The organism is Saccharospirillum sp. (assembly GCF_040881935.1).
GTDB lineage: Bacteria > Pseudomonadota > Gammaproteobacteria > Pseudomonadales > Natronospirillaceae > Saccharospirillum.
Map to the genome: position 1 here is coordinate 41882 of NZ_JBBECH010000087.1, position 17631 is coordinate 59512.

Sequence of the window (17631 nt, forward strand, 5' to 3'; positions counted from 1 at the left end):
TATGGAGTGGCACCTCGCATTAACTCTGTTGATTGGTGGCCTCATTGTGCTGATGGCAATAGGTCTGCCAGTAGTTTTTGGCTTTCTTGCCATCAATATTGTCGGGGCCTATCTTTTTCTCGGTGGCGAAATGGGATTAATGCAGATGGCTCGCAATACTGCTGGCGCTGTTAATTCGTTTTCGCTGATACCCATACCCCTGTTTGTACTGATGGGAGAGATCCTCTTTCATACCGGCCTGGCCTTTCGTGCTATTTCTGCTATTGAAGGCCTGATCGCGCGCGTCCCCGGCCGGCTCAGTATTGTGTCCGTGCTTGGTGGCACCGCGTTTGCCACCTTGTCCGGCTCCAGTATCGCCAATACCGCCATGATGGGCAGCTCCTTGTTGCCTGACATGTTAAAACGTGGCTATCACCCATCCATTGCGATGGGGCCGATCATGGCCGTGGGTGGCATTGCCATGTTGATCCCACCTTCCGCTCTCGCCGTGACACTGGGCAGCCTGGCAGGCATCTCAATTGGCGGTCTGTTGATTGGTGGCATCATTCCAGGTCTCCTCATGGGTCTGGCTATTCTTGGATATGTGGTTATTCGCTGCCTGCATAACCCGGCATTGGCACCGATGGATGACATTGCCCTGCCCAGCGGCTGGGAACGGTGGAGACCGTTCTGTGTTTACGTCTTGCCCTTATTCGGAATCTTTGTGCTGGTGGTGGGCAGTATGCTCATAGGCTGGGCCGAGCCCACTGAGTCAGCTGCATTCGGGGCGGTTGCTGCAGCCTTGGCTGCCCTCTTTTATGGCCGCCTGAACAAAGACTCACTGATTAAATCATTGATGGAGACCACCAAGATTTCCGTCATGATTCTGTTTGTCTTGGTGGCGTCTACCACGTTCTCGCAATTATTGTCTTTTTCCGGCGCCACCAGCGGCTTGCTCAGCGTCGTGGGCGGCTGGGAACTTACGCCGCTGATGCTGGTACTTTGCATGTTGCTCGTCTTGCTGATACTGGGGTGTTTTGCGGATCAAATCAGCATGATCATGATCACCTTGCCGTTTTTCATGCCACTCGTAGCGTCTTTGGGGCTGGATCCTATTTGGATTGGCGTGTTGTTTCTGATTGCCATGGAGATCAGCTTTCTCACGCCTCCCTTTGGGTTGCTTTTGATCGTAATGCAGGGTGTGGCACCCCCTGGCATTACTCTGACTCAGGTATATAAGGCGGCTCTGCCATTTCTTCTGTTACAGCTGATGGTATTGATGATGGTGGTGGCAATGCCATGGCTGGCAACGGGGCTGTCGTCACTCATGCAATAACAAGCTTCATATCCCAGTTTACATTGCTCCGTGGCTGATATTTCGTGTCAATTATCAATATAAGTTACAAGGTTTAATCCACTGACCGTTCTACGGCATTGGGTTTTGGAGGGCACAGAAAATGGCTGAAAGATCATTTGTTAATGAAGTGAAAAAGTTGCGTCTTGGCGCGGGTGAAGAGTTTCACGGTGAAGGCATCCTCGCCGTCACCAAGGCGCTGCTGCAGTCAGGTGTCGCGTATGTTGGCGGTTACCAAGGCGCCCCAATTTCTCATCTGATGGATGTCCTGCACGACGCAAACCCTATCTTGAAAGAGTTGGGTGTTCATTTTGAAAACAACGGCAGTGAAGCAGGGGCCGCCGCCATGCTGGCGGCTTCAGTCAACTACCCGATACGCGGGGCAGTGGCATGGAAATCCACCGTCGGCACCAATGTAGCCTCTGACGCTCTTGCTAATTTGTCTTCCGGGGGTGTGACAGGGGGTGCCCTGATCATCGTTGGAGAGGACTACGGTGATGGCTCCAGTATTATTCAGGAGCGCACCCATGCCTTTGCCATGAAAAGCCAAATGTGGCTACTTGATCCACGCCCGAACTTGCCCAGTATCGTTGCGGCGGTTGAACAGGGTTTTCAGTTGTCCGAGGCGAGCAATACTCCGGTCATGCTGGAACTGCGCATACGCGCCTGTCACGTGCACGGTCGATTTACAGCGACTGACAACAAGCGACCGCCGTTCTCTATCAACGAAGCACTGGACAAGCCAGTGCGTGATGTAACCCGCATCTCACTACCGCCTTCCACCTTTGCCCATGAGCATGAGAAGGTTGATAGCCGCTGGCCCTCAGCTCAACGCTTTATCCGCGAGCAAGGTCTTAATGAATTTTTTTCCGGTTCGCACAAAGACCTCGGTCTCGTGCTTCAAGGTGGCCTCTACAATACTGTGATCCGGGCGCTGGAACGATTGGGCTTGGCGGACAGTTTTGGCAACAGCCAGATCCCCTTGTATGTGCTTAATGTCACCTATCCTTTGGTGGGTGATGAAGTTGTGGAATTCTGCGCCGATAAAAAAGCCGTATTAATGGTTGAGGAAGGACAGCCGGATTATTTGGAGCAAAACGTACACGCCATCTTGCGTCGCGAGGATTGCACGACAAAACTGCATGGTAAAGACATGCTGCCCAAAGCTGGGGAGTACACCGGTCAGGTGCTTATTGACGGTATCCGACAATTCTGTGAACAGCATGCGCCTCAGTTGCTGGCCCAGCATGCGGTCATAGCCAAACCCATTGTTTTTGACAATTTTGATACGGCGGTACCTGCTCGGCCTCCGGCTTTTTGCACCGGGTGTCCGGAACGTCCTATTTTCACCGCAATCAAACTGTTAGAACGTGAACTGGGCGCACATCACATCAGCTGTGATATCGGTTGCCATCTGTTCTCTATCCTGCCGCCGTTCAACCTGGGCAATACCACCATGGGTTACGGTCTCGGAGCATCCGCCGCCTCGGCTTTCAATCGTACGTCTGGTCGCCGAGCCATCAGTGTCATGGGTGACGGGGGCTTGTGGCACAACGGCTTGACCAGCGGTGTGGCCAATGCCGTTTACAACAATGACGATCAAGTGATTTTGTTGGTGGATAATTTCTACGCCGCCGCAACCGGTGGCCAAGACTTACCCTCTTCCCGGGCTGACAATCCCATTCGTCAAACCAATATCCCGATTGAACAGGCTGTGCGCGGTGTCGGGGTAAAGTGGGTACGAACAGTAGACCGCACCTACGACCTGCAGCGGATGAAGGATGCCCTGAAAGAGGCTCTGACCACCAAAGCAGGTGGGCCGAAAGTGGTTATTGCCCAGTCCGAATGCATGCTCAACCGCCAGCGCCGCGAAAAACCAATTTTTCGCAACGCGGTAAAAACCGGCAAGCGGGTCGTTCATGAACGTTTCGGGATCGACAGTGATACCTGTACCGGTGATCACTCCTGCATCCGGCTCTCTGGCTGCCCTTCACTATCAATCAAACCCAACCCGGATCCGCTGCGTCAGGACCCGGTCGCCCATGTAGACAACACCTGCGTGGGCTGTGGCCTGTGTGGGGAGGTCGCTCATGCAGCCGTCCTTTGTCCGTCTTTCTACCGTGCCGAGGTTATTAACAACCCCAACAAATGGGACCGGTTTATTAGTCGGGTACGCAGCACTGTTATCAACGTACTTCAGGCACGCACTGAGCGCCGACTGGCTCAATACCAGTTCTAGAACCCGTTTATTCAGGAGTATATTGTGAGCGAAGTGACCACACACACTCGTCCCATCACCATTGCCATACTCGCCATGGGCGGTCAGGGCGGCGGTGTTTTATCCGACTGGATTGTTAATCTGGCTGAGCATTCCGGCTATCTCGCCCAGACCACTTCAGTACCGGGTGTCGCTCAGCGCACCGGGGCCACTATTTATTATCTTGAGTTGTTTCCCGCCGAGGCGGCTCAGATCGCCGGCAGGGATCCTGTTCTGGCACTGATGCCAGTACCCGGCGATGTGGATATTCTCATCGCAGCAGAGTTCATGGAGGTGGGACGCGCACTGCAACGTGGACTGATTACTGCTGATCGCACTACTGTGATCGCGTCAAGTCACCGGGTATATGGCATTACTGAAAAAACAGCCATGGGAAACGGCATCCATGACCCGGAGCCCATCCGCAAAAATGCCACTATCGCTGCGAAACGCTTCATCCATTTTGATATGAATGCCACGGCAGAAGCCAACGGCAGTGTGATCAGTGCTGTTCTGTTTGGCGCCCTGGCGGCCAGCACGGCGCTACCATTGTCGCGCGAAGCATACGAAGCCGCCATTCGGCGCGGCGGTGTCGGTGTCGAACCGAGCCTGAAGGCCTTCAGTGCAGGCATGGAACAGGCTATTGCAGAGCCAGTCACGGCAGTGCCCGATGATCCACTTGCAAACCAAACGACTAATGCAAGGGTGTTGGAATTACTGGACCGAATTCAGACTCGACATCCCGAGCAAGTCCGCAGGAACGCCCAAGAAGGTATTCGGCGGATGATGGATTATCAGGACACCGAGTACGCTGAGCACTATTTGGAGCGGCTGGAACGGATTATTGATCTCGAGCATGCCAATGGAGGGGCGTCCCATGACTACCAACTTTCTGCTGAAACCGCTCGATATCTGGCGTTGTGGATGAGCTATGAAGATACAATCCGAGTAGCAGACCTGAAAACCCGCAGCGAGCGGTTCAAACGAGTGCGCGAGGAAGTCAAGGTCAAAAATGATCAGATCACCTATGTCACCGAATTCATGCACCCTAGAGTTGAAGAAATCTGCGATACACTGCCGTCCGGCGTTGGCAATTGGATCATGCGATCCCCCCGTGTCTGTCGCCTGCTTGGTCGGTTAACCCACAGGGGTCGCCATATCCGAACTACAAAACTGACTGGATTTTTTATGCTTTATACGCTGGCTGGCATGCGTCGCTGGCGCCGGAAGACATTGCGATTCACGGTAGAGGATAAACGCATCAATGCCTGGCTAGAGCGCGTGGAGAAACTGATACCAGATGATCCTAAACTCGCGATTGAGGTGATCGAATGCCAGCGCCTGGTGAAAGGCTATGGTGATACTCACGCTCGCGGCTGGCGAAGCTTTGACACCATCATGCGAGTACTTGATCGACATTCTGATCGACCCGACCTGCCAGCTCAGGTACGAAGATTAAGGGACGCGGGGCTGGAGGATGAAGACGGTAAATCGCTTGAGCTGTTGGTCAATGAGCTGGACCAGTTTCCGGACCGGGCGCCAGTACTTGCCAGCAGCAGAGATTAACTAGCGCGGAAAGGTGTTGATTCTGCCAAAGCGGTGCTTAAGTACAATTGTTCTGTACAATTCACAGCGACCGGCAACTCATGGAGCTGACCCTATATCAGCTTCATGCTCACCCGGCGCTTTCTTCCTTCATTGCATTATTTCTTCCGTCACTGCATCAACTGCACCAGGATCAACGAGATGGCGGGGAATAAGATCAGCAGGGCCAGCCGCACTAGGTCCGCGCCGATGAAAGGTACCAGCCCCTTGTAGATGCTCACCAGAGGGACATGGGGCAGGCTAGCCTTAATCACGAAGACATTCATGCCGATGGGCGGCGTGATCAGGGCGATCTCTGTAACCACTACCACGATGATCCCGAACCACACCAGATCGAAGCCGTTGGCTGTCAGGGTGGGCACGAACAACGGTACACAGATCAGGATGATGGACAGCGAATCCATCACGCAGCCTAGCACCAGAAACACCATAAGGATGATGAGCAGTGTCTGGTAGGGCCCCAGGCCCAAGCCATCGATCCCGTGGCGGATGCCTTCACCCAGCCCGGAAAAGGAGATCAGGTGGGTGAAGAGCATGGCGCCGAACAACACAGCATAGAGCATCACTGAGGTGGCAGCGGTGTCGACGAAGATGCGCCGGATATGCTTAAGCCCGATGCGTCGCTGTAACAGGGCAATGATCAGGGCGAAACCGGCCCCCATGCCACCGGCTTCAGTGGGCGTGAAAAATCCCAGGTAAATGCCGCCGATAACCAAGCCGAAGAGCAGTGCGAAGGGCCAGACGCCACGCAGCGAGGTCAGCTTCTCCCTGGCGGGCGTGGCATCACCACGCGGCGCGCTTTCGGGCCGCCAACAGGCGATCAGCCAGACCACAACAAGGTAGAGCCCCAGCCCCAACAGGCCCGGCAGCACGCCAGCAATAAACAGATGCCCGATATTGGTCTGGGTGAGAATGCCGTAAATAATCAGAATAATCGAGGGCGGGATCAGGATACCCAGTGAACCACCCGCAGCGATGGTCGCCGTGGCCAGCGAGTCCGAGTAACCGTAGCGCTTCATGCTCGGGTAGGCCACCTTGGACATGGTAGCAGCCGTTGCCAGACTGGAGCCGGACACGGCGCTGAACCCGGCGCAGGTCATCATGGTAGAAAGCGCCAGACCACCGCGAACCGAGCCCAGAAAAGCGTAAGCCGCTCGGAACAGGTCATCGGCAATCCCGGAGCGTGCCAGGATGTTCCCCATCAGCACAAACATGGGTACTACCGCCATCTCATAGGAGAACACGGCCTGAGTGATGGTCAGCGAGACCATCGAACGTGCCACGTCCCAGCTGACCACATAGGTGAGCCCGCCGATCGAGACAGCCATTAGTGCAAAGGCCAGCGGTACGCGCAGGAAAGCGAGCAGCAGCACACCGAGCAGGGAAGCGATACCTATTATCATAGTGGATTCCCTTCCTGATCATGGGCGGGTGTTGTGATGTTTAAGAGTGAGGCTGGCAGCAGTGCGGACAGCCCGGACAGGAAAGCGGTAAAGGCCATGAAGGCGTACATGTAACTGCGCGGAATGTAGAGTGCCTGGCTCGCCTCGTGGATTTGCACAGCCTGTTGAGTTGCCAGTACGTATTGCCAGGCGATCAGAAACAGTATGGCCGCCACGCTTACCGAGACCAGGGCGTGCCACCATTGTAAATGGGGTGAGGACAGCCAGCGATCAAACAGGTCCACGACAAGGTGCCCGCGATCAGCAGTAACCAGCGGCAATCCACAAAAAATAATGATCACCATCAGATGTTCTGTGATGTCGTGTGCACCATAGATGGGGATGCCGAACAACCGGCGCCCCAGCACGTCACAGAAGGTGAGAGCCACGATGGCAAACAGTGCCAAAATCAGCACTGATTCCACGCCCAGCCTCACCCGTATGAGTATGTGTCGCATGAGTAGCTCCTGCCCTATACCGGGCTGGCCGGGTTATTCGCTGTCGAGGGCCTGGTAACGGCTCTCGTAGAAATCGACGATGGCCGTCGGGTCTGTGTAGCCCAGCCCCTGCATTTCCTCGAACCAGGAGGTTAGCATGGCTTCGCGAATCCCGTGGGTTTTCTCAAGCAGAGCATCGGATGGCTGGTGGAACTGGTTGCCCAACCGGCGCAACTCCTCTTCAGCGGCCTGGTTCTGGGCATGAAAACGTTCGCCCCACAGTCGTGAGAGGTGCTCTCCCGACACGCTCATGATGGCGTCCTGATCTGCATCGGACAGGGAGTCCCATTTGCGTTCATTCATGCCGATGAAGAAAGTAGCATCGTAGAAGCCACCCGGAAACAAGGTGTGGTGTTCCAACTGGCTCTCCAGGCGGAAGGCGATAACCGACTCCAGTGGGTGCAGCGAGCCATCGACGACGCCGCTTTCGAGCAGCTCGTAGCCGCGAGTGGCAGGCGCGGCCACGGGGACCGCACCAAAGGCCTCCAGCAGCTCTTTCTGGATCGGGCCACCCATGCGCAGCTTCTGGTTGTCCAGGTCGCTAACGTCTACCACCGGTTGGCTGCCATGGTGCAGAGCACCACCGCCGAGCAGGCCGACGCCCAACAGCTTGACCCCATCATAGGCTGGGTCATCGCTCATGTACTCCCCGATAGTGTCCCACAGGGCGATAGACGAGGCGACGGCGTTGGAGCCGGTCAGAGGCATCTCGGCAAACCACAGTGACTTGAAGCGAATGGGTTCATAGGTGAAGTTGCCCCAAGTGATGTCGACCACGCCCAGGCGCGCGAGCTCCCAGTGTTTCTCGGGGGAGCCGACGGCACTGGGTAGCATCCTGATCTGCACACGTCCCTCGGTGGCCTCGGTAACCTCCTCTGCCCAGGCGCCGAGAATGTCTGTGCTGACGAAGTGGTTTGGTGGCACCCAGTTGGAGAGCGTCAGGCTAGTCTGTGCCTGGGTGGCACTGGTGCCCAGAGCGAGGGCGATACCGAAAGCCAGTGTGGTTTTTTTCATGCGGGTCATGGTTATTCTCCTAATTGTTGTTGTTCCTGTGAAGTACAGGCGTTGGCCTCGGCACAGAGCTGAGGGGCAGAGAACCTCTGTTATTTGGAAGTGGTGAAGTATCGCGACACCAGCCCCAACCAAAAGGCTGCTGCTGGTGTCAAGCACTCATCGTTGAAGTCATAGTGGGGGTTGTGGACGCTGCACGGCCCCAAATGCGCCCCCTGGTCGTAGCCGTTGTCGCCGTTGCCGACCATCAGGTAGCAGCCGGGGATGCGCTCAAGGAAGAAGGCGCAGTCTTCGCTGGCCGTCAGGGGGGCAGCAGCTGTCTCGACCAATGAATCGCCGAACAGCGCGCGGGCGGTTTCCACCGCCAACTGAGTCTCAGCCGCCGCGTTGATCAGTACCGGGTAGCCACGCTCGTAGGTGACCTCGCAGCTGCAATCAAAGGCTTCAGCCTGAGACTCGGCGATGGTGCGAATGCGTCGCTCTATGGTGTCGCGCACGGCGGGGTCAAGTGTCCTGACGCTCAGTTCCAGTTCGGCAGTCTCGGGGATGATATTGTAGGCGTTGCCAGCTTGCAGCCGACCCACGCTGATTACCGAGGCGAGGTTGGGGTCCACGTTGCGCCCCACAATGCTCTGCAGCGCCATCACAGTAGCGGCTGCCGGGAGGGTTGAATCCACGGCCAGATGCGGCATAGCTCCATGTCCGCCCTTGCCAGCGAAGGTGATCGAGACTTTGTCCGATGACGCCAGGAAGGCCCCCTCGCGGAAATAGAAGTGGCCGACCGGTTTGCCGGGATAGTTGTGCAGAGCGAACAGCGCGTCGCAGGGAAAGCGCTCCAGTACCCCCTCCTCGATCATACGGCGTGCACCACCACCACCGCCCAATTCCTCGGCGGGCTGAAAGATCAGTGTAAGGGAGCCGCTACCCGGCAGGGCGTTGTCGCGATGGAGTCGAGCCAGCACTTCGGCGGCCCCCAGCAAGATTGACGTGTGTCCGTCGTGACCGCAGGCATGCATTTTGCCAGCCACCTGACTCGCCCAGGGCAGGCCTGTTTGCTCGTGGATGGGCAGTGCATCCATGTCTGCACGCAGTCCAAGTCGCGGGCCTTGTTCATCGCCCCAGCGCAACACCCCGACCACGCCGGTTACGGCGAGTCCGGTATGCACCTCGTATCCCCATTCCTCAAGCCACTCGGCCACCAGGCGGCTAGTGGCAACTTCCTCAAAGCCAAGTTCCGGGTTCTGGTGGATCTGGTGGCGCCAGGCCTTCATCTTGTTGACATCTGGCTGGAACTTCGGGAAAGCTGTCATTGAATATTCCGTTCAGCATTTATTTTTGTTGCATGTACGATGGCAGTTGCCGGAGACAACGTAAAGACGACATAATCGGTTTGATGACAACTATTGGTGTTCATTGATATGAAAGATCATCAACTCAGAGCGTTGCTACAAGTGGCTGAACAGGGGTCGATTCGGGGTGCCTCCAGAGAGCTGCATCTGAGTCAGAGTGCCCTGACCAAGGCGCTTCGTGAGCTGGAAGCGGATTTAGGGGCCGAGTTACTAGTGCGTAGCTACAAGGGGGTCGAGTTCACTCCCGCTGGACAGGCGCTGCTAATCAGGGCGCGCCTTGCATTGGCTACGCTAGACAAGGCCCGGGATGAGGTTCGCTGGTTGTGCGGGGACACTAGCATTAAGGTTACGGTGGGGGTGACCCCAACGATAGCGGCCACAGCACTTCCTCGAGTACTCAATGAGTTTGATCGAGCACATCCTGATGCCGCCCTGACCCTGGTAGAGGGCATGCTGACGAATGTGATGCCAGGGTTGCTGGAAGGGCGTATCGACTTTGCTATTGTTGCTGTGGAGCCGGATCAACTGCCGTATGAGATCGTATTCGAACCCTTGGCACGGATCCTCGCCGAGCCAGCTGCGCGGATTGGCCACCCGCTCCTGAAAGCGAACACCTGGTCACAGATGGCCGAAGCCCGTTGGGTCCTGAGTTTGGGCACCGGTAGCCTGGCACAGCAATTGTTGGTCTGGCTCGAGGAGCAGGGCATAATCCTATCGCGTCAGGTGGTGAAGTGCGACTCTCCAACACTGATGACCGAATTGATGCGGCGGACCGATTTGGTCGGCTTTGGCCCCCGAATACTGTTCGAGGATCCATTGTCCGGCGCCGGGCTGGCTCACTTTGAGTCGCTACCGGCCTTTCCATCAATTACATTGGGGATGCTCAAGCTGAGAGGCGTGCCCCTTAACTCGGGTGCCCAGAGGTTAGCAACTTTGTTTAGCCGGCATATTAAGCCCTTGTCGCTATAGCACTGGGGCTGCTGGGTGGACTCGGGCTGCTGGGTGGACTCGGGCAGCTTGCAGACCCAACGGAGGACGAGATTGGACAATCGCTGTCTTCAGCGCAGTTGCCTAAACGTGTCCCTATGACTGGTCCAGGTTGGAAGCGCTCAGATGGCTGATGATGTACACATGTCTTTCACTGGACAGGGCGGGGCGGCTGGGTTCTATCTCCAGCCTATAATTTGAATCCGACACCGGTCGATGTAAAAGCACGGATACTGACCACGAACATCAATCTGGATGAAGGTACCTGTTCGGTGGAGCTGCTGATGGAAGCATCAGAGTTCTTTGGATTGGGTCTGGATTCGGCGCGTGCCATCATTCGTGAAGTGCCGCAAACCACCCGCACCTGGCGGGAAGTGGCCAGGGAAGTCGGTGCCGCGCGGTCAGAGATGACTCGAATGGTCAGCGCCTTTGACCACGAGGGTCTTGACGCTGCTTTGCAGCTTTAGATTTGGAATGGGATTAGACACCCAAGGAATAGTAACACTCAGGGTGATATGTTCAGTGGTTACTAAAACCCTGTCGGTTATAACCCGGTTAAACGGCGCTTGGCCTCCGCAGCGGCAAGGTCCCAGCTTTTTTTGGTGGTTGGCAGGCCATTCTCTCCAAGTGGCTCGACACCTCTGGCTTCACGCCGTGTATTGACGCTTTCAGTGTATTCAGCGCTCATGGGGTTGATCCCTCGCTTGCGATCACGAGCATCGCTGATGGAATCCATCATGTGATCAGACTCTTCCGGAAACCATTCGTGATGAATGGCCCGAGTCAGTGAATCCAACTCCTGCTCACGCGCTTCTTTTAAATCCAACGCCTGGATTTTTGCCGCTGACAGTCCCTCGCGGGCCTCGCGATATTGCCTGGCAGCTTCTTTGTTGACTCGGTTCATACGGCACCACCTGTGTTTGTTGCTTCAAGTGATGAGTCTAGTCGGTGGAGCGACATATTATGTCGCACCATGATAGACAATAGCCTCATCAAACACAGGGAGACCCGATATGGCCACGCAATATACCGCTAAGCAGATCTCACAGGCCTTGTTTCAAGCAGACCCGATGAATACAGGGTGTAAGGAAAACGACTGCGAAGATGAATACGATATGGTTGCTCGAGCAGTTAAGGATCGAGTTGATCGGGGAGCGAGCATTTCGGAAGCCCTCTATTAAGCGCTATCAGACAGTTTTTACGATGGCGACTCTTTTGATTCAGGCCGGCTCGCCTCTACTTTGTCTTTTATCAACGGACAACTGCAGTGATCAGCCAATGACTAACAGCTAAAAGATCTGGGCTCTACTGCCTTATCCTGACAGTATGGTCAGGATAAGAACGCAGGGGACCCTGCCAAGCCAACGAAGGAGCAGTAACGATGTATGACATCATTGGCGATATACACGGCCACGCGACGCCTCTCAAGCAATTACTGACCAAGATGGGTTACCAGCAGCAGGGTGGCGTTTGGCAACACTCAACCCGCACAGTGATATTCCTCGGTGACTTTGTAGACAGAGGCCCTGAGCAGTTGGAAGTCGTTCAGATTGCCAAGAGTATGGTCGAGGCTAATCAAGCATTGGCTGTCATGGGCAACCACGAATTCAACGCTGTCGCCTGGGCGACAGAGCATCCCGAAGGCCCTGATGGCTATCTAAGAAAGCACAGCGATAAAAACAGGGACCAGCACCAGGCATTTCTGGCTCAGGTGTCTGAAGGCAGTGAGACCCACCGTGAGTTAATTAAATGGTTCAAGACACTGCCGCTGTACCTGGAACTGGATGGCTTGAGAGTTGTTCATGCATGCTGGCACTCAAAACAAATCAACGTACTGCAATCCTACCTTGACGATAGAAACAGTATTAAACCAAATGCTTGGCCGGCACTCGCACTCAAAGAGGGAGCTGGCTACGAAGCTTTGGAGGTTGTACTAAAAGGTCTGGAAATTGAGTTGCCAGACGGAGCTACCTTTCAGGATAAAAATAATCACACCCGCTCGGGTATCCGCACAGCCTGGTGGAGGCTTGACGCAACCACTTACAAAGAAGTGGCCATGGTTCCAAGCAGTGAAGTCAGCAAAATGCCTGACACTGATATACCTGTGAATACATTGCCGGGATATGCCTCTGATAAACCGGTCTTCATTGGTCACTATTGGTTGAGAGATGATCCGAGTCCACTAAACCCGTATGTCGCGTGCCTTGATTACAGTATAGCGGGCGACGAGGGTGGTAAACTCTGTGCATACCGTTGGGATGGCGAGAAAACTCTGGCTAAAGAGAATTTCTGCTGGGTCGAAAGGAGCGTCTGAGTGTCAGGTTTTTTCACTAGCCTCATACCACCCAACCAACTCCTTAGCCTGCCGCAACAACTCATCACGCCACTGCTGAGGTGCCAGCACCCGAATAGCACCCCCCAAGCTTTGTAGCCACCAGAACAACGTCTGCTCATCCCGAACCTGTGCCGTCATTAGCCCCCAGCCAGTGTCATCCGGCGCGGTGAGTACCTGGGACTCGTTCAAGGGCGTTTCTTGCAGCCGAACGAATAGCTCCCGGCTTATCAGGGCTTTTAACGTGATGGTCTCTTCAGACTGAAGCAGGCCAAAGCCGCCGTTTCTGATATAGGACTCAACCGAGAAGTTCGCCAGCGGTCTAAAGGGCGTGACTGTTTCCCGGGCACTTTCAAAGCGGTGCAAGGCGAATTGGAGCACGTCGTCGTAGTTTTTTACCGTCGCCAGTAAATACGTCACGCTGTGGCGGTGCACGATGCCCTGGGGGTGAAGCAAGTAGTCATCGGGTTCTTCGTTGTTCCGTTTGCGGTAGCGGGCTTCAATGGCGTGGTGGTGCAGCAGAGCATCGGTCACCACATGCCAAACGTCGGCATTGAAACGCGCCGGAACCAGTGACTGGTGAGCCGGCAGCAACCGGACCTTGGATTGCCAGCTGCCATGCCCGTTGGCCTGAATACTGTCCAGGTGCTTGTGCGCTTCGTTCAACGGCCCGGCCAGGCTGTCCAGTACAGCCGCTGGCAACAGTGACGTCAGGTATTGTTTGGCCAGTACCAGCGTGAGTGCTTCATTGGTGTCCATGCCCGGCAAACTGTGGCTGTAACCCTTGTCGAAACACCAGCGATGAGGTCGCTCACTTTCGTCGCAGAAAATCGGGAACTGCATGGATAAGCCGTTCATGTCCCGTTGCAGAGTCCGCAATGTCACCTCGAACCCCCGGTCTTTCAGCTTTTCCTGCAAGGTTGTGGTGGCAATCATACCCGGGTGTCGGGGAATGAGCTGGAGCAGCAACAGGCTGCGCTGCAGCGGGTCGGTCTTGCGTGGCATGGTACTGTCCTTAGCAACTGGGAATCATGTCATTCGCTGGTAGCGTCACATATTGACGCCTCGAACGCTAGTCTACCTCCTCAAGCCGTAACAGCGAGGGATACCCATGACTGCATTAGCCTCAATACCAAATCAGGACCCAGTCGAGGGCCTGAAAGCCCATGCACAACTCTGGCTGTTGCGCTTTTTCATGCACTCGCCTCAACTGCGCCGTCGTCGGCACTTGCAGGAATACGTGGACGAGTCCATTCAGCAGTTCCTTGAAATCAATACCAGTGGTTCCGAGTCGGACGATGAGCCGAGTGCCAAAGCCTTCAAGAAACAACTGGAGCAAGCCTGGCGCCAGGCTGAGCAAAACGCTAGACCGTTGCCAGTGCAAATCCAGAAAAACCTCGATCGAATCCAGACGATGGCCGGGTTTTCAGAGACAGAATGCCGGCTCTTTCTGCTGGCCATCACCATGCATGCCCACCCGATCTTGAGCGACATCCCCCAGCTTTCCATGCGCACCACCGCACGGGATACGGTACAAACCATTTGCACCATGCTCCAACTCAACTACCGGGATGTCATTAACGCCCTCAGTGAAGGCAGTCGATTGCTTGAATCGGGCCTGATCAGTGACTCGGCCGCGCTAAGCCAGGGGTTTGGGCTGGAGGATCTGTACCTGCCCAGTGAGCAGCTGGCCGATCAACTGCTCAGCGCCGCGACGGAAACCAACGACATCCTTCGGCACGTGCTGACGCCCTCATCGGCGCCGGGCCAGTGCCTGAATGACTTCCAACACCTGGGCAAAACACTGACGCTGCTTCAGCACTACATCACTGGAGCCACTCGTACCCCCAAGCCGGGAATGAACATCCTGATTCACGGTGAGCCCGGCACGGGTAAAACCCAGCTTGTACTGGCCATGCTGGCCCATTGTGGCTTGCCGCTTTACGAGCCCAACTACCAGCCACAACGAGACCGGTTCACCCGCTCCGCCAGCCGCCTATCCCTGTACCGATGCGCCCAGATGCTGATGCAGCCCGGCGACGGCTGGATACTCATGGACGAAGCCGACCATCTGTTCGAAACCTCCCTGTTCAGAGCCCAGGATCCGGACCTGGTCAAACCAGCCATGGTGAACCTGCTGGAAAAGAACCCGCTGCCCACCATCTGGATCGTCAACCACCCGGAACAGGTTGACCCGGCCTATATCCGCCGGTTCGATCTGGTGTTGCCCCTGAACACACCACCCCAGCACCAGCGCCTGAAAATTGCCCGGCAACAAACAGGCAACTGGGTTGACGAAACCGCCCTGAAGCGGCTCACGCAAATCGAAGCCCTCACGCCAGCCATCATTGGCCGGGCGGCCGAGGTAGCCCAACTGAGTGACCTGACGGATAACAGCCAGTACCTCGAAGCCATGGTACTGAACACGCTCGAAGCCCAGGGCCACAGCCAGGCTCGCCGGCAATGGAAGCAAAAAACAGAAGAGGGCTACGACCCGGCCCTGGTCAATGTCGATATGGAGCTGGCACCGCTGATTGAAGGTCTGAAGCAAAACCCGGAAGCAAGAATGTGCTTTTACGGCGAGCCGGGTACCGGAAAGACCGCACTGGCACGCTGGATCTCCGAACAGCTTGAGCGGCCTTTGCAACAGACCAAAGCCTCAGACCTGATTTCCCCCTGGGTAGGGCAAACGGAGCAAAACCTGGCCAAGGCCTTCGAGCAAGCCGAGACCGACCAGGCCGTGCTGCTGATTGATGAAGTCGACAGCTTTCTCTACCCGCGTGAATCCGCATCGCACTCCTGGCAATTGACCGCCGTAAACGAGTTCCTGGTGCAGATGGAGTCTTTTAACGGTTTGTTCATCGCCACCACCAACCGCATGAGCGGACTGGACTCCGCAGCCCTGCGCCGATTCGACCTGAAACTTGAGTTTCAGGCCCTGCGGGAAGACCAACTGAAAAGGATGCTCCACCAACAAGCCGACCTGATTGGCTTGACCATCAAAGAAGGTGATGACATGGCCTATAAGCACCTGGTTGGGCTAACCGCAGGAGATATCGCAGCGGTGACGCGACAACACAGGTTTAATCCGATCAGCAGCATGGAGGATCTGGTTGCCCGGTTGAGTCAGAATGCATTGCTGAAGCCCCGGGTTTCGAAACCTATTGGGTTTGTTCATTAAACGGAACCAATCGAATACTTAATGATCAAAAAAGACTGCACGGAAAAGTAAAAGTAGTAAAAAATAGAACAATATTTTTGTGCGGAATGACGAGTGACCTGGATTATTTTTCAAGCGCTGAGCAGCAAGTAATGGCGTACGGAACTCCCGAATTTGACTATTTGGACAACGCAAGGATAGAATGAAACCCCCTTACAGAGGAAATGATATGAAACACAGCAGTATTCTTCTCTCTTCAATTTTGTTGGCCGTAGCACCCATGTCGTTTGGTTCTGAAATTGGAGCCAAAACGTTAGAGATCGGTGGTGGCATGGCTATTAATTATTCTGATATTGATAGCACATTTGGTACTGAAACTAGTACAGTAAGTGCTTTTAGTGCTTCAGCATCGTCACTTTACTATTTGAACGAAACGTTTGGTCTTGGCTTCACGTCAAGTGCAACGTCAACGAAATACGAGTATGATGGTTATTCAGAAAAGCTTACTACAGCGACAATTGGTCCGGCAATTGGGTTGGCCCTTCCTTTGAATAAAAGCTCAAGTTTCAAAGTACAGGGGGCGCTTTTGCTCGCGTCTCAGAGTTATCAGGAAGACGGTGTTAATCGAGGGTCAGCCAGTGGTTCCGGGTACACCGTAAGAGGGGCGATTGCGATTTTTGATACCGAGAACGTATCAGTAGATCCGTATATTTCGTATACGAAAATCACAGTGTCGGATAACTTTGGCAATGAGCTGGTGACCTCAGGTCCTACGTTTGGTATCTCACTGTCAGTTTATATTGATCATTCTCAGTAAAAAATACTGACCTCTGCTGTAACGCCAATACTGCAGGCCGAGGTCATTCTAACGTCAAATACAGTAAAACTGTGGTACCCAAATATACCCGTTGTCGGTATCACCATACAGTGTACCTGCCAACTTCAACTCAAATAATCCCGCAATATACACGCACACCAAAGCGTCCAGCGCATCTTCGTTATCTTTAAGACCGCGGCCACTGAGCGAATTAATGTGGTCATCATCCAGGAAATAACTTAATGCGTCTGGAATGATGAGTTTCAAAACCTCAGACTGAGCTAACCCCTTGAGAAGGCCCGCCAGTTCAATTTGGCCACGCTTTTTATCGGCTACTTTTCCCTTTTTATACTTCAGTCGCATAGGCAGCCCAAAGCATTCAATGATGGCCGGATGCGGGTAGCATTCGAGCTGCCATTTCGTTTTCCCAAGATGCTGGTAGCCGCGCTCTTTAAGTTGTTCTGAAAAAGCAACGCTGGATGGGTCAGGATAAAGCGTCAGGTTTGAAGTATGGCAAGATGCATGTCGTGAACCGTAGTCACCACTCAATAGTTTTTCGCAAGGACGCTGGCCGGTGGTGTTATTGATAATGAGCGGTGCATCGATTGAAATGCCGAGAATGTCAGGCCACGATGCAAGATAATCCGCGACCCCGGTAGCCCCCCCCCAGGCTGGGAGCTATAGTCTCGACAGTCAGTGTTTTGCGATCCAGCAACGCGATGGCTACAGCAGATGGATTCTTGGCACCGTGCCAGGCTAAATCAATACCAGCCAACCTCATAAAAAGTAAGCGCCAATAAATCAGCCCCTTGACTCCCCCCAACTTAGTCACCTCTACTCC

At 54.8% G+C, this 17631-nt stretch carries 17 protein-coding genes; 9 read left to right on the forward strand and 8 right to left on the reverse strand.

What is annotated here, in order from left to right; genetic code table 11:
• Position 1 precedes the first annotated feature (1 nt).
• The 3 genes from WEB54_RS16130 (at position 2) to WEB54_RS16140 (ending at position 5156) form a co-directional block, all read left to right on the forward strand.
• Entirely contained in the window at positions 2-1315 is a 1314-nt protein-coding gene (locus tag WEB54_RS16130; protein ID WP_368056243.1) for a TRAP transporter large permease subunit, read from the forward strand.
• Positions 1316-1436: 121 nt separating this feature from the next.
• The gene (locus tag WEB54_RS16135; RefSeq protein WP_368056241.1) at positions 1437-3572 is read left to right on the forward strand and encodes a thiamine pyrophosphate-dependent enzyme; all 2136 of its coding nucleotides are present in this window, start codon (positions 1437-1439) and stop codon (positions 3570-3572) included.
• 24 nt (positions 3573-3596) lie between these two features.
• Entirely contained in the window at positions 3597-5156 is a 1560-nt protein-coding gene (locus WEB54_RS16140; protein ID WP_368056710.1) for an indolepyruvate oxidoreductase subunit beta family protein, read from the forward strand.
• 149 nt (positions 5157-5305) lie between these two features.
• Here WEB54_RS16140 and WEB54_RS16145 read toward each other — a convergent pair whose 3' ends face one another.
• From WEB54_RS16145 to WEB54_RS16160, 4 genes are all read right to left on the reverse strand, one after another.
• Positions 5306-6598 carry a TRAP transporter large permease gene (locus WEB54_RS16145; RefSeq protein ID WP_368056237.1) on the reverse strand — a complete coding sequence of 431 codons (1293 nt, stop codon included), beginning with the start codon at positions 6596-6598 and terminating at the stop codon, positions 5306-5308.
• Complete coding sequence (locus WEB54_RS16150) at positions 6595-7095, reverse strand: TRAP transporter small permease (RefSeq protein WP_368056235.1); 501 nt, start codon at positions 7093-7095, stop codon at positions 6595-6597. Before WEB54_RS16150 ends, WEB54_RS16145 begins: the two co-directional genes overlap by 4 nt.
• Before the next feature lie 33 nt (positions 7096-7128).
• Positions 7129-8157: a TRAP transporter substrate-binding protein gene (locus WEB54_RS16155; protein ID WP_368056233.1), complete on the reverse strand. Its 1029-nt coding sequence runs from the start codon at positions 8155-8157 to the stop codon at positions 7129-7131.
• Between the two features lie 80 nt (positions 8158-8237).
• Positions 8238-9455, reverse strand: coding sequence for a M20 aminoacylase family protein (locus tag WEB54_RS16160; protein ID WP_368056231.1), 1218 nt, complete (start codon positions 9453-9455; stop codon positions 8238-8240).
• 108 nt (positions 9456-9563) lie between these two features.
• Between WEB54_RS16160 and WEB54_RS16165 the strand changes: the two genes are divergently transcribed.
• Positions 9564-10463, forward strand: a complete 900-nt coding sequence (locus WEB54_RS16165) for a LysR substrate-binding domain-containing protein (protein WP_368056229.1) — start codon at positions 9564-9566, stop codon at positions 10461-10463.
• Positions 10464-10678: 215 nt separating this feature from the next.
• Positions 10679-10948, forward strand: a complete 270-nt coding sequence (locus tag WEB54_RS16170; protein ID WP_368056227.1) for a hypothetical protein — start codon at positions 10679-10681, stop codon at positions 10946-10948.
• A gap of 77 nt (positions 10949-11025) precedes the next feature.
• Here the strand turns inward: WEB54_RS16170 and WEB54_RS16175 are convergent, their stop codons facing one another.
• Entirely contained in the window at positions 11026-11385 is a 360-nt protein-coding gene (locus tag WEB54_RS16175) for a hypothetical protein (RefSeq protein WP_368056225.1), read from the reverse strand.
• 109 nt (positions 11386-11494) lie between these two features.
• Between WEB54_RS16175 and WEB54_RS16180 the strand changes: the two genes are divergently transcribed.
• Positions 11495-11662: a hypothetical protein gene (locus WEB54_RS16180; RefSeq protein ID WP_368056711.1), complete on the forward strand. Its 168-nt coding sequence runs from the start codon at positions 11495-11497 to the stop codon at positions 11660-11662.
• 200 nt (positions 11663-11862) lie between these two features.
• Positions 11863-12795 carry a metallophosphoesterase gene (locus WEB54_RS16185; protein WP_368056223.1) on the forward strand — a complete coding sequence of 311 codons (933 nt, stop codon included), beginning with the start codon at positions 11863-11865 and terminating at the stop codon, positions 12793-12795.
• A 3-nt stretch (positions 12796-12798) separates the two neighbouring features.
• Here WEB54_RS16185 and WEB54_RS16190 read toward each other — a convergent pair whose 3' ends face one another.
• Positions 12799-13818 carry a helix-turn-helix transcriptional regulator gene (locus tag WEB54_RS16190; protein WP_368056221.1) on the reverse strand — a complete coding sequence of 340 codons (1020 nt, stop codon included), beginning with the start codon at positions 13816-13818 and terminating at the stop codon, positions 12799-12801.
• Positions 13819-13924: 106 nt separating this feature from the next.
• Here WEB54_RS16190 and WEB54_RS16195 point away from each other — a divergent pair, with 106 nt between their 5' ends.
• Together WEB54_RS16195 and WEB54_RS16200 are read left to right on the forward strand one after the other, a co-directional pair.
• A complete protein-coding gene (locus WEB54_RS16195; protein ID WP_368056219.1) occupies positions 13925-15994 on the forward strand; it encodes an AAA family ATPase in 2070 nt (689 codons plus the stop codon).
• Positions 15995-16202: 208 nt separating this feature from the next.
• A complete protein-coding gene (locus WEB54_RS16200; RefSeq protein ID WP_368056217.1) occupies positions 16203-16790 on the forward strand; it encodes a hypothetical protein in 588 nt (195 codons plus the stop codon).
• 54 nt (positions 16791-16844) lie between these two features.
• Here the strand turns inward: WEB54_RS16200 and WEB54_RS16205 are convergent, their stop codons facing one another.
• Complete coding sequence (locus WEB54_RS16205; RefSeq protein ID WP_368056713.1) at positions 16845-17411, reverse strand: DUF429 domain-containing protein; 567 nt, start codon at positions 17409-17411, stop codon at positions 16845-16847.
• 1 nt (position 17412) lies between these two features.
• Positions 17413-17631: hypothetical protein (locus WEB54_RS16210; protein WP_368056712.1), on the reverse strand; the 219-nt coding region annotated here is incomplete at its 5' end.

What these genes read in the sequence shown, in the direction of transcription:
- WEB54_RS16195 (WP_368056219.1), top strand. Translation starts at nt 13,925, where the DNA reads ATGACTGCATTAGCCTCAATACCAAATCAGGACCCAGTCGAGGGCCTG.
- WEB54_RS16135 (WP_368056241.1), top strand. Translation starts at nt 1,437, where the DNA reads ATGGCTGAAAGATCATTTGTTAATGAAGTGAAAAAGTTGCGTCTTGGC.
- WEB54_RS16180 (WP_368056711.1), top strand. Translation starts at nt 11,495, where the DNA reads ATGGCCACGCAATATACCGCTAAGCAGATCTCACAGGCCTTGTTTCAA.
- WEB54_RS16165 (WP_368056229.1), top strand. Translation starts at nt 9,564, where the DNA reads ATGAAAGATCATCAACTCAGAGCGTTGCTACAAGTGGCTGAACAGGGG.
- WEB54_RS16130 (WP_368056243.1), top strand. Translation starts at nt 2, where the DNA reads ATGGAGTGGCACCTCGCATTAACTCTGTTGATTGGTGGCCTCATTGTG.
- WEB54_RS16160 (WP_368056231.1), bottom strand. Translation starts at nt 9,455, where the DNA reads ATGACAGCTTTCCCGAAGTTCCAGCCAGATGTCAACAAGATGAAGGCC.
- WEB54_RS16175 (WP_368056225.1), bottom strand. Translation starts at nt 11,385, where the DNA reads ATGAACCGAGTCAACAAAGAAGCTGCCAGGCAATATCGCGAGGCCCGC.
- WEB54_RS16145 (WP_368056237.1), bottom strand. Translation starts at nt 6,598, where the DNA reads ATGATAATAGGTATCGCTTCCCTGCTCGGTGTGCTGCTGCTCGCTTTC.
- WEB54_RS16155 (WP_368056233.1), bottom strand. Translation starts at nt 8,157, where the DNA reads ATGACCCGCATGAAAAAAACCACACTGGCTTTCGGTATCGCCCTCGCT.
- WEB54_RS16185 (WP_368056223.1), top strand. Translation starts at nt 11,863, where the DNA reads ATGTATGACATCATTGGCGATATACACGGCCACGCGACGCCTCTCAAG.
- WEB54_RS16200 (WP_368056217.1), top strand. Translation starts at nt 16,203, where the DNA reads ATGAAACACAGCAGTATTCTTCTCTCTTCAATTTTGTTGGCCGTAGCA.
- WEB54_RS16150 (WP_368056235.1), bottom strand. Translation starts at nt 7,095, where the DNA reads ATGCGACACATACTCATACGGGTGAGGCTGGGCGTGGAATCAGTGCTG.
- WEB54_RS16190 (WP_368056221.1), bottom strand. Translation starts at nt 13,818, where the DNA reads ATGCCACGCAAGACCGACCCGCTGCAGCGCAGCCTGTTGCTGCTCCAG.